Origin of the sequence: Deferribacter abyssi, assembly GCF_049472655.1 — a bacterium.
GTDB lineage: Bacteria > Chrysiogenota > Deferribacteres > Deferribacterales > Deferribacteraceae > Deferribacter > Deferribacter abyssi.
Genome location: NZ_JAQNCS010000007.1, coordinates 93,161 through 109,065 on the forward strand (window position 1 = coordinate 93,161; position 15,905 = coordinate 109,065).

At 31.5% G+C, this 15,905-nt stretch carries 16 protein-coding genes; 5 read left to right on the plus strand and 11 right to left on the minus strand.

The features are described from left to right. Positions 1-53: 53 nt before the first annotated feature. The 3 genes from dinB (at position 54) to OWK30_RS05605 (ending at position 3,710) form a co-directional block, all read left to right on the plus strand. The gene (gene dinB / locus OWK30_RS05595; RefSeq protein ID WP_423324390.1) at positions 54-1,256 is read left to right on the plus strand and encodes a DNA polymerase IV; all 1,203 of its coding nucleotides are present in this window, start codon (positions 54-56) and stop codon (positions 1,254-1,256) included. 113 nt (positions 1,257-1,369) lie between these two features. Further along, positions 1,370-2,962, plus strand: a complete 1,593-nt coding sequence (locus tag OWK30_RS05600) for a glycerol-3-phosphate dehydrogenase/oxidase (protein ID WP_423324392.1) — start codon at positions 1,370-1,372, stop codon at positions 2,960-2,962. Between the two features lie 10 nt (positions 2,963-2,972). Further along, positions 2,973-3,710 (plus strand): glycerophosphodiester phosphodiesterase, encoded by a 738-nt coding sequence (locus OWK30_RS05605; RefSeq protein WP_423324394.1) that lies wholly within the window; start codon positions 2,973-2,975, stop codon positions 3,708-3,710. Positions 3,711-3,855: 145 nt separating this feature from the next. On the opposite strand, the gene OWK30_RS05610 is transcribed toward OWK30_RS05605, so the two are convergent. From OWK30_RS05610 to OWK30_RS05625, 4 genes are read right to left on the minus strand one after another with little or no spacing between them, the layout of a single operon-like run. Further along, positions 3,856-4,710, minus strand: a complete 855-nt coding sequence (locus OWK30_RS05610) for an ABC transporter permease (protein WP_423324396.1) — start codon at positions 4,708-4,710, stop codon at positions 3,856-3,858. Then, entirely contained in the window at positions 4,707-5,561 is an 855-nt protein-coding gene (locus OWK30_RS05615; protein ID WP_423324397.1) for an ABC transporter permease, read from the minus strand. The genes OWK30_RS05610 and OWK30_RS05615 overlap by 4 nt, the downstream gene beginning before the upstream one ends. A 6-nt stretch (positions 5,562-5,567) precedes the next feature. Beyond that, positions 5,568-6,650 (minus strand): ABC transporter ATP-binding protein, encoded by a 1,083-nt coding sequence (locus tag OWK30_RS05620; protein ID WP_423324399.1) that lies wholly within the window; start codon positions 6,648-6,650, stop codon positions 5,568-5,570. Positions 6,651-6,708: 58 nt separating this feature from the next. Further along, positions 6,709-7,770, minus strand: a complete 1,062-nt coding sequence (locus tag OWK30_RS05625) for an extracellular solute-binding protein (protein WP_423324401.1) — start codon at positions 7,768-7,770, stop codon at positions 6,709-6,711. 730 nt (positions 7,771-8,500) lie between these two features. On the opposite strand from OWK30_RS05625, the gene OWK30_RS05630 reads away from it, so the two are divergent. Then, positions 8,501-8,701 (plus strand): cold-shock protein, encoded by a 201-nt coding sequence (locus OWK30_RS05630; protein WP_149267504.1) that lies wholly within the window; start codon positions 8,501-8,503, stop codon positions 8,699-8,701. Positions 8,702-8,735: 34 nt separating this feature from the next. On the opposite strand, the gene OWK30_RS05635 is transcribed toward OWK30_RS05630, so the two are convergent. The 7 genes from OWK30_RS05635 to OWK30_RS05665 form a co-directional block, all read right to left on the minus strand. Further along, positions 8,736-8,954, minus strand: a complete 219-nt coding sequence (locus OWK30_RS05635) for a hypothetical protein (protein ID WP_423324403.1) — start codon at positions 8,952-8,954, stop codon at positions 8,736-8,738. A gap of 147 nt (positions 8,955-9,101) precedes the next feature. Next, a complete protein-coding gene (gene purF, locus OWK30_RS05640) occupies positions 9,102-10,487 on the minus strand; it encodes an amidophosphoribosyltransferase (RefSeq protein ID WP_423324419.1) in 1,386 nt (461 codons plus the stop codon). Continuing rightward, on the minus strand, positions 10,484-12,709 hold the full coding sequence (purL, locus tag OWK30_RS05645; protein ID WP_423324405.1) for a phosphoribosylformylglycinamidine synthase subunit PurL: 2,226 nt from the start codon (positions 12,707-12,709) through the stop codon (positions 10,484-10,486). Before purL ends, purF begins: the two co-directional genes overlap by 4 nt. Before the next feature lie 2 nt (positions 12,710-12,711). Beyond that, a complete protein-coding gene (purQ, locus tag OWK30_RS05650) occupies positions 12,712-13,407 on the minus strand; it encodes a phosphoribosylformylglycinamidine synthase subunit PurQ (RefSeq protein ID WP_423324407.1) in 696 nt (231 codons plus the stop codon). A 1-nt stretch (position 13,408) separates the two neighbouring features. Next, the gene (gene purS, locus OWK30_RS05655; protein WP_423324409.1) at positions 13,409-13,654 is read right to left on the minus strand and encodes a phosphoribosylformylglycinamidine synthase subunit PurS; all 246 of its coding nucleotides are present in this window, start codon (positions 13,652-13,654) and stop codon (positions 13,409-13,411) included. A 57-nt stretch (positions 13,655-13,711) separates the two neighbouring features. After that, positions 13,712-14,386 (minus strand): GntR family transcriptional regulator, encoded by a 675-nt coding sequence (locus tag OWK30_RS05660; RefSeq protein ID WP_423324411.1) that lies wholly within the window; start codon positions 14,384-14,386, stop codon positions 13,712-13,714. Next, positions 14,376-15,044, minus strand: a complete 669-nt coding sequence (locus tag OWK30_RS05665) for a GntR family transcriptional regulator (RefSeq protein ID WP_423324413.1) — start codon at positions 15,042-15,044, stop codon at positions 14,376-14,378. Before OWK30_RS05665 ends, OWK30_RS05660 begins: the two co-directional genes overlap by 11 nt. A gap of 90 nt (positions 15,045-15,134) precedes the next feature. On the opposite strand from OWK30_RS05665, the gene OWK30_RS05670 reads away from it, so the two are divergent. After that, positions 15,135-15,905: patatin-like phospholipase family protein (locus OWK30_RS05670; RefSeq protein ID WP_423324415.1), on the plus strand; the 771-nt coding region annotated here is incomplete at its 3' end.

Genomic DNA, 15,905 nt, shown 5'->3' on the forward strand with positions numbered 1-15,905 from the left:
ACAGTTGTTCGCATATAATATGTCATTATAATTAAAGAAATCAAGAGGTTTTAATGATACTCTGCATAGATATGGATGCTTTTTTTGCTTCTGTAGAACAAGCTTCCAATCCAAAATTGAAAGGGAAACCTATAGCTATAATAGGTTCAAAAGAACGTACAGTAGTAACCACAGCATCATATGAAGCAAGAAAATACGGTGTAAAAACAGGTATGACAAAATACAAAGCAAAAAAAATGTGCCCCCACATAACTTTTATTGTGGGAAATAACCCTAAATATATTTATATCTCAAAGCAGATTCATGCTTTTCTCCTCACAATAACACATAATGTAGAGATGTACTCGATAGATGAAGCATTCTTAAATGCCTCACAAATAAATATGCCATTTAAAGACATAGCATTCTTTATAAAAAGTCATATAAGAAAAAACTTTGGAATCACATGCTCCATCGGAATAGGAAAAAATAAACTCATCGCGAAAATGGCAAGTAGTGTTAATAAACCTGATGGTTATCTTTACATTTCACCTGAGAAAACCATAAACTTCATAGATCAATTTCAACTCCACGACATATGGGGGATAGGTAGAAAACTTTCAAAAAAATTCGCAAACATGGGAATATTTACTACAAAAGATCTAAGAAAGTTTGGACTTACAAACTTAATAAAAATATTTGGGAAAAACGGTTATAAGCTTTTTGCTATGGCACATGGAGACTATATCAGTGATATTAACTTCGAAGAAGAACCGATAAAATCTATAGGACATAGTATGACCTTACCACATGATGTATATTCTGAAAAAGAAGCTATCCCATACCTTTTGCAACTTTGTGAAATGGTATCTACAAGAGCAAGAAAAAATCAAGTATCAGGCAAAACTATATCCATTTACTTGAAAGATACACATATGAATACCTTTAACAAAAGACATACACTTTCTTTTTTTACTTGTGCTACTCATCACATTTTTGAAATAGCAAAACTTTTACTAAGAGAATATGATTTATCTATAGGAATACGACTTATTGGTATATCCATATCAAATTTAGTACACAACTCAGTCCACCTAACTACCATAATGGAAAGCAATAAAAAAGAAAAAATTTACAACGCAATAGATAAAATCAACAGCAAATATGGAGATTTCAGTATATCCTATGCTGCAGTATTAAAATGCAAAAGAACAGGTTCTCTTACTATATCTCCATCATGGAAACCAACAGGTGTAAGAAACATAAATGTAAAGTAAAAAGTTAATAAAGTATTGAATAATAATGATATAATCCATATTGTGTAACTGTATAATAAAATAATTCTTGATTTTTTTTAAATTAAAGCATAAAGGCTTAAAAAGGAGATGTCATGAGAATAGAAGATTATCAATTTGATATAATTATAATTGGAGGTGGTGCTACAGGCTGTGGTATAGCCCTCGATGCTGCAAGCAGGGGGTTCAAAACACTACTTTTAGAAAAAAATGACTTTGCATCTGGCACAAGTAGCAGAAGTACAAAACTACTACATGGTGGTGTAAGATACTTAGAATCAGCAATAAAACATCTTGATAAAGAACAATATAGACTCGTTAAAAGTAGCTTAAAAGAAAGATATTTGCTTATTCAAAATGCACCCCATCTATGTCATAAAATTGCATTACTCACTCCATTGTACAAGTGGTATGAAATCCCTTATATATTTACAGGGTTAACAATTTATGATTTTTTATCTGGCAAAAGAACTCTTGGAAGAAGTAAAATAATCAGCAAAAATAAAGCAATAAGAGAATTTCCATCTTTAAAAAAAGATGGATTAAAAGGATGTGTCCAATATTATGATGGACAATTTAACGATATGCGAATGAACATTACTATTGCCAAAACAGCTGAAAGATACGGTGCAAAATTATTAAATTATGCAGAAGTTAAAGAATTTATCAAAAAAAATGGTAAAATAAAAGGTGTAATATATTATGATAAAATAGAAAATGTGTACAAAGAAGTATTTGCAAAAGTAGTAATTAACGCCACAGGTCCTTTCACCGACACAATCAGAAAACTTGATAATCCACAATGCGAAGAAATAATGCAAGTTTCATCAGGAATACATATTGCAATAGACAAATCCTATGCCCCAAAAAATGAAGGTTTATTAATACCAAAAACTGATGACGGAAGAGTTCTTTTTATACTTCCATGGGAAGATGCTTGCATAATCGGTACTACAGACGAACCTGCTGAAGTGGACGAGTACCCCAAAGCAAAAGAAAAAGAGATTGATTATTTAATAAGACATATAAATAGGTATTTTGATGTAAAAGTAACAAAAAATGACATAAAATCCGTATGGTCAGGATTAAGGCCCTTAGTAAAAGATTCTACTATGAACAATACAGCCTCAATCGTGAGAGATCACTACATAACCATCTCTGATTCAAATCTTGTAACAATTACTGGTGGGAAATGGACAACCTTCAGAAAAATGGCAGAAGATACTCTTAATTATATTATATCTAAGTCCATGTTATCAGAAAAAAATCAATGTATAACTGAAAAAATCACTTACTATGGGAGTGAAGGTTTTGATGAAAGATATAAAAGTAATCTGTTAAAATCAAATTATCTTGATAAAGAGGTTTTGAATCATCTTCTTAAAAATTATGGTACAAAAGCAGAAGAAATTATACATATTGCCCAAACAGAAGACTTCGGAGACAAGTTACTGGAAAACAAGCCCATAATACTAGCTGAAATCATTTATACTATCAGAAATGAATATGCACGAAAACCTCTTGATTTTCTAGTAAGAAGAACCTCTATTGCAGAAACTGACATAAACAGTGCTAAAAAAGCTCTGAATACAACTATTGAAGTTTTTTCTAAAGAATTAAATTGGGATAACGTTAAAAAAAGCAATATAAGAGAAGAATCATTGAAAATATTAGACAATGCAATATGAGGTAACAGATATGAAAATCATTGCCCATAGAGGAGCTTCCTTTTATGCTCCAGAAAATACAATGACAGCTTTTGATCTAGCTATGACCTTTGGAGTTGATGGACTTGAAATGGATATTCACATGACAAAAGATAAAAAAATTGTTATAATTCATGACGATTCAACCGGTCGTACAGGTACTAGAAATTATAAAGTTAAAAACAGTAAATTTGAAACCTTAAAAAAAATAGATGTCGGTAGTTGGTTTGACCCTAAATTCAAAGGAGAAAAGATCCCACTACTTGAAAGTGTAATAAACAAAGTTCCTGATTATCTAGATTTATATATTGAAATAAAATCTGGAGTTGAGATTACTGAAGTTTTTTACGAATTTATAAAAGGTTATGAGTTTAGAAAGAATCAAATTATTATTATAAGTTTTAACTATAATTTAATAAAAAACCTAAAAGCATTATTACCTGATTATAAGATATTGTGGATAGTGGAATATGGATACAACGTACCCATTGAAAAAAATATGTATAAAAATGTATTTAAAAAAATTGATGCAGCAAATTTAGACGGCATTTCCACCCTTGCAGACCTAACCCATTGCATTCGCATGGCAAAAGATATCAAAAAAAATAAATGGCTTTGGAATGTCTGGACAGTGGATAATCCACATTTAGCAAAGCAACTAATGAATCTTGGAGTAACTTCACTATCCACTAACAGACCTGATTGGATTATAAAGCATATTGCAAATTGATAAGGCAGTTTTCTGAAATTTTTAATATTGTAATATTCTTTACTATAAAAATAAGAGTATATTGCCTTTTAGTAAGTTTTTTAAGCGTTTAGTTTATTAATTTTTTTCATTTTAGAAAAGTAACACTAAACTGTTAAAATAACTCTCAATTACTTTTATTACTAAAATATAGATTTATCAAAGCAAGTGTAGATGTAAACACAATCATTAAAAATGATATTGCATTTATTACAGGTGTACTTCCATCCCTTACCTGCAAATAAAGGTTAATAGGTAAAGTTGGTTCAGAACCTACCAAAAACAATGTAGTGTTAAAATTTTCAAAACTCATTAAAAATGCTACCGACCCAGCTCCTAGCAACGCAGGCTTGAGATATTTCAAGGTAATATACCATATAACTTCAAATCTATTTGCACCAAGATTTAATGCAGCTTCTTCTAAAGTTCTATCAAATTTTTTCAATCTTGCAGAAACAACTAATACTACAAATGTTGTAATAAATGAAAATTGTCCAAGTACCACCAACCAAAAACCTGGTGCAAATAATGGAATATCAATATTTAAATATTCCTCAAGAAAAGCACCAACAGAATTACTAGCAAGTAAAATTGAAATACCCAAAATAACCCCAGGGATTACAAGGGGTGCAAGTGTTAAAAAATATAAAGCTTGTTTAAACTTAAACTCTTCTTGTTCAAACAAAAACGCACCCATGGTGCCAACTATAAGTGACAAAATAGATACAATAAAAGCAGTTTTAATACTAATCCAAATACTGCGCAGATTATTTACATCATGAAAAAGCCCCACTCTATGCTCATTATTAGCAAAAAACCAATCTAGAGTAACCCCTTTCCACGGTAAACTTGGAAAATCAGAATTATTAAAAGCCAGAATACAAGTTATTACCAATGGAGCAAATAGAAACATATAAAAAAGAAAAATATAAATTTTGAAGCTAATATTATACTTTTTACTGCGGGGCAAAGTTCGTATCATTGAACCACCTTACCTAAACTTTGTCTTGTAATTTTCAAAGCTATCCAAATGATCAATGAGGATAATACTAATAATAAAAACCCAAAAGCTGCACCTTGATTCCAATTGAAGCTGGCTATAAATTGTGTATATATTTGCTCAGTAAACCAAAGTGAATTTTTACCACCAATAAGATTGGGTGTAAGATAATTACCAAGAGTTAACATAAAAACTACAATAGAACCTGATGTCAACCCAGGTTTGGCATGTGGTATTATTATTTTAAAAACTATATCTTTAGTTGATGCTCCAAGATCATAAGCTGCTTCTATTAAATGATCATCTAAACTTTCCATTACAGAAATGAGAGGCACAACCATAAAAAGCATTGATGTATAAACAAGTACCATAATCATAGAGATATCATTATACAAAAACTCAATTGGTCTGTTCAGAATGCCCAATTTAATCAAAAAATGATTTATCACACCACTTTCTCTTAATAATATCATCCATCCATAAACCCTAACAAGTTCGCTAACCCAGAAAGGCATCAGAAGTAAAATAGATAAAAAATTACTAAACCTCGAATTCACAACTTTTGTTATAAAAAACGAAACTGGTAATGCTATTATCGCAGTAATTATAGTTACTAATATCGAATAGATAGCAGTTCTTACAAAGGTAACCCAATAAACTGGCTCAGTAAAAAAATTTTTATAATTTTGCAAACTCCATACAAGCTCACCTAAATCATTTTCAGCCCTTAAAGACATAATAAACAAATCTATATGTGGAATCACAATTAAAAGAAAAAGCCACAAAATCACAGGAATTAAAAAGATGTATAATCCCAATTTTGAATGTTTCATATGCTGTTACTCTCTCTCAAAAGCTATGCAATTTTCAAAAAACCATCCTAACTCAATTACATCACCAGGTTTAATATAATCAAATTGCTTATTTTGAGGTAATGCTACAATAATTTCTCTATCCACTTTTTCAACAACTGTTAATAACCTACTGTTTGCACCATCAAATAAAATAGTCTTTACTCTTACTTTTAATCTATTTATTTTATCTATTTTTTGATCAGGATTAATAATAAAAGCTTCAGGTCTTACAAAAAAAATGCACTCTTTTTTACTTAAATGATTTAATGTCTTCACATAAAATTGATACCCCTCTACAGTTTGTATCAAAGCTATCCCTTTATCCTGTGAAACAACTTCCGCATCCCATCCATTGTTATCTCCCACAAACTGAGCCACAAAAGCAGTTTGAGGGTATTTGTAAAGATTTTGCGGAGTATCAACTTGCTCAAACTTTCCAGCATTCATCACAGCTACATAATCTGACATAACTAGAGCTTCTGATTGGTCATGAGTAATATATACAAAAGTTGTTCCCACTTCAGTTTGCAACTTTTTAAGCTCTACTTTCATCTGTTCTCTCAATTTCAAATCAAGAGCACCCAGCGGTTCATCAAGGAGCAAAACAGAAGGCTCCAACACTAAGCATCTAGCAATAGCAATTCTCTGCTTCTGACCACCTGATAATTGACTAATTGATTTTTTTTCAAAGCCCGGTAGACCTACTCTTTCTAATATATCCTTTACTCTCCTCTTAATCTCCTCATTAGGAACTTTTCTTCGCCTTAGACCAAAGGCAATGTTTTCTTCCACATTCATCATTGGAAACAAAGCAAGATTTTGAAAAACAAGATTAACTGGCCTTTTGTTTGGGGATAAACCATTAACAAGACTTCCTCTAATATAAATTTCACCTGATGTAGGCTCTAAAAATCCGGCAATCATTCTTAATAAAGTAGTTTTACCACATCCAGAAGGACCTAAAATTGAAAAAAACTTACCTTGCTCTACCTTAAAGCTAACACCCTTTACCGCAACAAATTCTCCAAATTTCTTAACAACATTCCTTACATCAAGATCAAATAACATTTAAAACCTCATAATGAAGAATAAGAAAAAGGGGTTATTCCCCCTTTTTTCATATTGGTTATCTTGCAGATTTTACTTTGTCAAGAATCTTTGCTTCAATTGATTCTATTTTTGCAGGTACAGGTGGATACCATTTTATATTATCAATATCTTTTTTAGAAAAAGATCTTTTTAAATTATCCTTAACATCTGGTTTTAAGAACTTTTCTGCATCTTTAGACGCTGTAAAATAACCTTCTGTGTTAGTGAAATAAGCAGCATTTTCAGGTTTTAGCATAAAATTAATCCACTTGTAAGCAGCATCAATATTTTTTGCTTTAGCGGGAATCGCAAAAGTATCTATCCAGCCCAATGCACCACTTTTTGGAGCTACAAAATCGATATTTGGATTTTCTTTATGGAGTTTCCAACCTCCACCATCCCATCCCATTGCCACATACACTTCTTCTGACCTAAGAAGTTGAAGTAGTGAATCACCATTTGTCCAGTAATTTTTCACTAAATCTTTAGTATCAATCAATTTTTGTCCAATTTTTTCCATCAATGCTTTATATTCTTTAGGGTTACTGTAAAGCTCAAAAGGATTATATCCAAGTGAAAATGCTAAACCTATTAATGTCGGTCTTTTTAATCTATAACTTATTCTACCTTTATATTTCGGATTTAAAAGATCTGTGTAATCTTTAGCATCTGGTGCATACTTCTTATTAACAATTAATCCCGATGTGCCCCAGCAAAACGGTACAGCATAAGATTTACCTTTCACTAATGTATTCTTCTTAACTGCTTCTAACATAGAAAGAATAAAAAGTTCTGTTTTAATTTTAGAGTAATCCATAGGTCTATAAATTTTGTATTTGGCTTGTACAGATGAAATTCTATCTTGGCTTGGTTGGGCAAGATCAAACCCTCCACCACGTGTTGCTCTAAGTTTTGCAATCATTTCTTCATTATTTGAATATGTAACTTCTACCCTAATACCCGTTTCTTTTTCAAATTTATCAATAAGTTTTTTTGGAGCATACCCCTTCCAGGTAAGCAATCTAAGAGTGCCACCGGCAAAAACATTTGTTACAAAAAATACAACTAATATGAAAGTTAAAAACAACTGTCTTTTCATTACATCCTCCTTAAGATGTTTTAACAGATTTAATAACCATATTTTTTCTACGTTTCTATTCCAATTTAGTCAAGTATTACTTTAAGATATGGTTCCTTTTTACATTTTTTTTACAGAAAAATAATTTATTTTGATTATATATTAAAGATATCCACTTAAAAAATAAAAATATATAACTAAAGAATAATTCTTATTTACGATTAAGTTACTTTTAAAAAATTCTCCATCGTTTAACATATTTTTTTTGTCTTAATGAATTGCCATGAGATAATATATTCATCATAACAACTCAATGCAATTTCTTGATACATAGTCAAACTCAAAAAGGTTTCCCGAATATAATAATAAAAAAAATAATTGGAGTCACCCCTTATTTTTTGTACAACCTTGCTTGAAATTGTTTATGGAAAAACATTTTCTGGGTTCAAGTACCCATAAAACCGCCATGAACGGCGATTTTAGAAGAACTTGCCTCGGAGCAAAACCGGATGTTTTGTGAGAATGAAGAAAATGTTTTTCTACAAACAATAATGTATAACTATTTGAAATATAAACATAAGTTAGACTAACAATAAAAAAATGGGGTAGCGCCAGAAAAAATAAAGCTTGCGTAACTTCCCAAATAATGTATATTATTCATTGTTGTTCTATTACAGTTTTGGTTTATTAGATTTGTATCTTTAAACATCACTGCATTAAACAACAAAACAAAATAATATGAGGTATAGTTATGAGAGAAGGTACTGTTAAGTGGTTTAACGATTCAAAAGGTTATGGTTTTATAACCGAAGATGGCGGACAAGATGTATTCGTGCATCATACTTCCATTCAAAAAGACGGATTCAAGTCATTGTCTGAAGGTGAAAGGGTAAAATTCCAAGTAGAAAAAAGTCCAAAAGGCTTAGCTGCAATAAATGTAGTTTCCCTTTAAATTTCAATAAAAAGCCGCTCAAAAGAGCGGCTTTTTATTTTACATAATTTTTAACAAACTCTGTTATTTTCATAAATATTTCCTGAGGATCATCTAATCCCCAGACAACAGGTTTTTTATTAACTGACACGTAAGGAAGAGGAAATCTGTTTTCCACAATATTGTTGACATCATCAATATAATCTAAAACTTCAGGAGATGAAATATCAACATATTTGAAATCTACATTATCAACACCAAATTCCTTTGTCAATTTTGCATCTAAAGACTTTGCTATTTCAAAATACGGATCATCAACTACCCCACAACCTGAGGGGAAATAAGAAGGACTTCATCCAGAAACAAACTCCATACTTGAACCAAACAATCTTATTATTAACTTATCATCCATAGTTATACCTCACTTTTTCAGATTATAATTACTTCTATCCTTATGTAAAGTGGGATATTTCCCGCAAAAACATGCATGACAAAAATTGTTATTTTCAACGCAATCAAGCATTCCTTCCAAACTTAAATAAGCTAAACTATCTGCTGTAATATATTTTCTTATTTCATCTATAGTATGAGTGGAAGCAATAAGCTCACTTCTTGTAGGAGTATCAATTCCATAAAAGCAGGGAAACTTTGTAGGGGGTGAGGATATTCTCAAATGCACTTCCTTTGCTCCAGCTTCTTTCAGCATCTTTACAATTTTTCTGCTAGTAGTCCCTCTAACTATAGAATCATCTACTACAACTACTCTTTTGCCATCAATTACGCTTTTTACTGGATTTAGCTTAAGCTTTACACCAAAATGTCTAATTGATTGAGATGGTTCTATGAAAGTTCTTCCTACATAATGATTTCTTATTAATCCCATTTCATAAGGAATTTTACTATATTCAGAATATCCAAGAGTTGCTACAATCCCTGAATCAGGCACAGGAATAACAATATCAGCATCAACGGGACTCTCTTCAGCAAGCTTCCTACCAAAAGCCTTTCTAACTTCATAAACATCTCTATTAAAAATCCTACTATCAGGTCTTGCAAAATAAATAAATTCAAAAATACATGGATGAGCTTCAACCCTTTCAAATGGATAGTAGGAAACTATTCCTTCATCTGTAATAATAATCATCTCTCCGGGTTCTATTTCACGAATAAATTCTCCATCTATCAAATCAAGGGCACATGTTTCACTTACCAACGCATGACTTGAACGAATTCTCCCAAGGATCAAAGGCCGAAAACCAAAAGGATCTCTTAACCCAATCATCATATTTTCTGTCATAAAAATTAAAGAAAAGGCTCCTTTTAACTTTTGAACACTTTTTGAAATAGCATGTATGATATTTTTCTCATTAGACCTCGCCATAAGATGGATTATTATCTCACTATCTGAAGTTGAAGTAAATATCGCACCATCTGAAACAAGATCATCTCTTAAAACGTCGGCATTTACAATATTACCGTTGTGTACTAAAGCAACAGATCCAAGATTAATATCGGCCACAATCGGCTGTGTATTTTTTAAATGATTCTCTCCCATCGTTGAATATCTGTTATGTCCTATAGCAATATCACCCTTTAAACGCTCAAGAATATTTCTTTTAAAAATATCTGCAACAAGTCCAAGCCCCTTTTCCACTCTCAAATTCTTTCTATCCGAACAAGCAATTCCTGCACCTTCCTGCCCTCTATGCTGAAGAGCATAAAGAGCAAGATAAACTAAGTTAGCAGCATCTTTATCACCAAAAACACCAGCTATTCCACATTCTTCATGAAATTTATCAAAAACTATTTCATCCATCTTTCAATTTCCCTTTCATACTGATAAATTAAATCTTCTAAATTATATAAAAGAACAACTCTTCTACCCTTTTTCACTTTAAATTCTTTTCCTCCAGTAACTCCAACTCTTTCAGTACGCAAATCATATTTATTTGCATATAAAAGAAATCTTTCTTCTATAGCTGGATTAACCTCTACAAAAGCAAGCCCTTGCGTTTCACTAAAAAGATATCTAAAATCATTTATTTTATAATCAAAATTAACTTGAGCGCCTATTTTATTTTTTACACACATTTCAAAAAGAGCAATAACAAGCCCACCCAATGAAACATCATGAGCACTAAGTATCAGATCATTTTCAACAGCATCAACCATAAACTTTATAAGTTTTATATTTTCCTCAATCTTTGGCTCAGGCACAATACCTTCATCCATTTCAAGACAATATGACAAAAATTCACTCCCTCCTATTTCACCATTGTTTTCACCAATTAAATATATTAAATTTCCTTCTCCAATAAAATGAGATTCAATTCTTTTTTCCACATCGTCAATGACACCGACCATAACCACAGTAGGTGTAGGATATACCCCCTTACCATCCGTTTCATTGTAAAAACTCACGTTTCCACTCACAACTGGAGTATTTAGTTTTTCACAAGCAAAACTCATCCCCTCAATTGCCTTTACAAACTGCCACATTACTTCAGGTTTTTCTGGATTACCAAAGTTTAAGCAATCTGTTATTGCAAGAGGACGTCCACCACTCATCGCCACATTTCTAGCAGCTTCAATGACTGCAATTTGGCCTCCTTTATAAGGATCTAAATAACAGTATCTACTATTACAATCCATAGACAAAACAATACCCTTTTTTGATCCCTTTAGTCTTAAAACAGCTGCATCAGATCCAGGTAAAACAACAGTATTAGTTCTTACCATATAATCATACTGTTCAAAAATCCATCTTTTGGAAGCAATGTTAGGATTAGAAACCATCATTTCAAATGTTTTATCAAGATCTAAATTAGCAAAAACAAAATCATCATGTTTTAGCTCTCTATAATATAAAGGCTCTTTATAAGGCCTATCATATACAGGTGCTTCATCACCCAGAGGTTTCGCAGGAAGTTCTGCAACCCGTTCATTTTTCCAAAACAACCTAACATATCCATCATCAGTAACTCTACCTATAATTTCAGCATCAAGATCCCATTTGTTAAATATTTCTAGCACCTTACTCTCAAACCCTTTTTTAGCAACAATCAGCATTCTCTCCTGTGATTCAGAAAGCATTATTTCATAAGGGGTCATCCCTTCTTCACGACATGGCACTTTATCAAGATAAAGCTCAATTCCAGAACCGGATTTAGATGCCATTTCAAAGGAAGAACTTGTAAGGCCAGCAGCACCCATATCCTGTATCCCAACAATAAAATCATTTTTCATTAATTCAAGACAAGCCTCTAGAAGTAGTTTTTCTTTAAAAGGATCTCCTATCTGTACATTTGGCCTCTTTTTTTCTGAATCTTCACCAAACTCTTCACTGGCCATTGTAGCCCCATGTATACCATCTCTACCAGTTTTTGCACCAACATAAATCACAGGATTACCAATCCCCTCTGCTTTAGCTTTAAAAATTCTATCTTTTTTAACAATACCTAGAGCAAATGCATTCACCAAAGGATTACACTTAAAAGAGTTATGGAAAAAGGTTTCACCACCAACTGTAGGAACTCCAAAACAGTTGCCATATCCAGCAATGCCAGAAACAACTCCTTCAAAAATATATCTGCTTTGTTCATCTTTTATATCACCAAATCTCAATCCATCCATACAGACAATCGGCCTAGCCCCCATGGTAAAAACATCTCTTAAAATACCACCGACACCTGTAGCAGCACCCTGATAAGGCTCAATAAAAGAAGGATGATTATGACTCTCCACTTTAAAACAAGCACATAAATCACCATCAATTTCAATTATTCCTGCATTTTCACCTGGCCCCTGAACTACCCATTCTGCATCAGTTGGAAATCTTTTCAAATGAATGCGACTACTTTTATAGCTACAATGTTCACTCCACATTGCAGCAAAAATTCCAAGTTCTATATAATTTGGTATTCTACCTAGTATTTCAATAGCTTTATTAAACTCCTCTTCAGTAAGACCCATCTCTTTTGCAATATTAATACTCACTTCAGGATAGTTAAAAGTTTCATAAATTCCCATATTTATCCCTCTTTAATAAAATCAATTATACTTTTAAAAAGATACAAACCATCTTTACTGCTAAAAATATCTTCGGCTACTCTCTCAGGATGAGGCATCATTCCTAAGACGTTCCCTTTCTTATTGACTATTCCAGCAATATTTTCAACAGAACCATTTGGATTACTTTTTGCATTAATTTCTCCAAACTCATCGCAATATCTGAAAACAATCTGAGAATTTTCTTGCAGTTCTATCAATCCTTCTTTGTCTATATAATAATTTCCTTCCATATGAGCTATTGGAATTTTTACAATTTCACCTATAGAATAGAGACTCGTAAATGGTGTAAAACTGTTTTCAACCCTCAAATAAACATCTTTACATATGAATTTAAGACTTTTATTCTTTAATAGTGCACCCGGTAAAAGACCACTTTCAGTTAATACCTGAAAACCATTACATATACCAATGACATATCCACCTTTTTCAGCAAAATTTATTATTGTATCCATAATAGGCGATTTACTTGCAATTGCTCCACACCTAAGATAATCACCATAAGAAAAGCCACCAGGTAATACAACTAAATCATAACCATTAACTTCTTTATCTTTATGCCAAATAAAATAGGTTTCTATATCACAAACATGCTTTAATACATAATAACAATCGTGATCACAGTTAGAACCTGGAAAAACAACAACTCCAACTTTCATATCAATCCTCTTCTATTATATAAGAAAAATCCTCAATAATAGGATTCACTAAAAGTTTCTTACAAAATTCTTCTATCTGTTTATTTACATCTTCGACATTATCATCTATTTCAATCTCAAACATTTTACCCACTCTTACATTTTTAACAAATTTATATCCAAGTTTGCGTAAAGAACTACAAATTGTTTGCCCTTCTGGATCTAAAACTGTCCTTTTTAAATTTACATAGACTTTAACTTTAGACATGAAACACCCCCTCAAAAAATAGAAGTTATGGATTTAAATATTATTTTTATGAAAAAATCAACTAGTTTTTTTCTTAGCAACCTTAGATTTTATGAACTTCCACCCGTTTTGAATGTGTCTTTCCACTAGCTTTTCAACGAGGTTAACATCTCGTCTTTTAAAAGCTTCTACTATTTCTTTATGTTCCTCAATTACACTAACAATCCTTCCTGCTTCTGTAAAAGAATAAGCAGTAGCTCTTTTAAATTGAGATTGCAAACTTTCTAAAAACTTTATTAACCTTTGATTTTCAGACTTCCTGATAAAAAAATCATGGAATTCACTATTAGCTTTTATCAAGCCCGCAACATTTTTATTATCATTGAATCTTTCAAGTTTAGCATTAATATCCCTCAATTTATCAATATCAGCATCCAACATATTCTCTACAGCTAATTTTGCTGCTAATGACTCTAATCTTATCTTTAAAACAAAAATCTCATCTACATCTTTGTTCGTAACATCAGTAACCACTGCCCCTCTACGAGGAATTATAGTAACAAAACCATCCATTTCTAATATTCTAAGAGCCTCCCTTATGGGAGTCCTACTAATACCTAATATATCAGAAAGTTTAGGCTCTGTTAATCGCTCACCTGGTTTTAATACACCTTTTAATATATAATCTCTTATGGTCTCTGCTATTTTCTCACTCAAAGGAGCATTATCAATACTAATATCTCTAATGGCCATAGTTAGTCATCCTTTCTTTAATAAAATTCCAACTATTTTCAATATGCCATCTAACTTTTAATTCTACCAATTCTTCATTCCTAGACTTAAATGCTTTTATTATTTCATTATGCTCTTCATATGCATTTAGTGCTCTATCAGTTTTAGTAATTAGCATTCCCTTAATCCTTTGGAAGTTTTTTGAAAGCCCTTCTAAAATTTCTACAAGTTTTTCATTATGAGATAATTTTATAAATATATTGTGAAAATCAATATTGTACTTTAAATATTCTTCAACAATATCACTACTTTTATTTGCAATATAAAAAAATCTTTGATTTATTTTTGACATCTCATCAATATCTTTATCTTTAATATATTTTACTGCTTGACGTGCAGCCAAACCTTCCAGATTGGCTTTAATAACATATAGATTATCTATATCTTCAAGGGTCATTGTTTTAACAATAGCGCCTTTTCTTGGAATAATCTCAACGAATCCTTCACTTTCAAGCTGTCTTAGTGCTTCTCTAATAGGTGTTCTACTTATACCAAGCATTTCAGCTAACTTTGGTTCTACTAAACGGTCACCATCTTTATATACACCTTTTATAATATCAGTCCTGATTTTATCAGCTATTTTTTCTCTTAATGGTTTTGTTTCCAACAACTCTTCCAATTTTACCCCGATTGTATACAGTATGCAATTTTATTTTAATATATAATTTTCAACTAGTCAAATATAATTTTTTCTGATATAAGTTTTCCAATGTTTACTAGGAATAAGAGTATAGCTTTATCTTTAGGTAGTGGATCTGCAAAAGGTCTAGCTCACATCGGTGTTATCAGGCGTTTGATAGAACGTGGCTATAAAATTCAAGCAATAGCTGGTTCAAGCATTGGCGCAATAATTGGTTCATATTTTGCTTTTGATAAATTAAAAGTATACGAAGAATTTGTCCTATCTTTAAACAAAGCAAAAGTATTTTCGCTCTTCAATATAAACATCATTCCGAATAAAGGACTAATGGATGGAGACAAAATTTGTGATTTCTTTTTGAAAAGCTTAGGAGATATTAATATTGAAGATGCAAATATACCCCTTTATATAATTGCTACAGATTTAGAATCAGGCAAACCAGTTGTCTTCAACAAGGGAAGCCTAATTAAAGCTGTAAGAGCTAGTATTTCTATACCAGGTATTTTTACACCTTATAGAATCAATGGACAAATATTAGTAGATGGTGGTGTTTCCAATCCCCTCCCTATAAATGTACTATATAAAAAAGGATTCAAAAAGATCTGTGCTGTTGATTTAAATGGAAAAATAAAAGAGACCATATATGATAAAATACCGAATATAATTTCAACTCTTTATAGGTCTTTTACTATAATGAATTATAATCAAACAAAATATATTTTATCAAAATATAAACCAAATATTTTATTAACACCACCCCTTGATCATATAGGAATGTTTGACTACCATCTTGCTGAAGAAATTATAAGTATTGGTTATGACTTCGCATCTAAAACTATT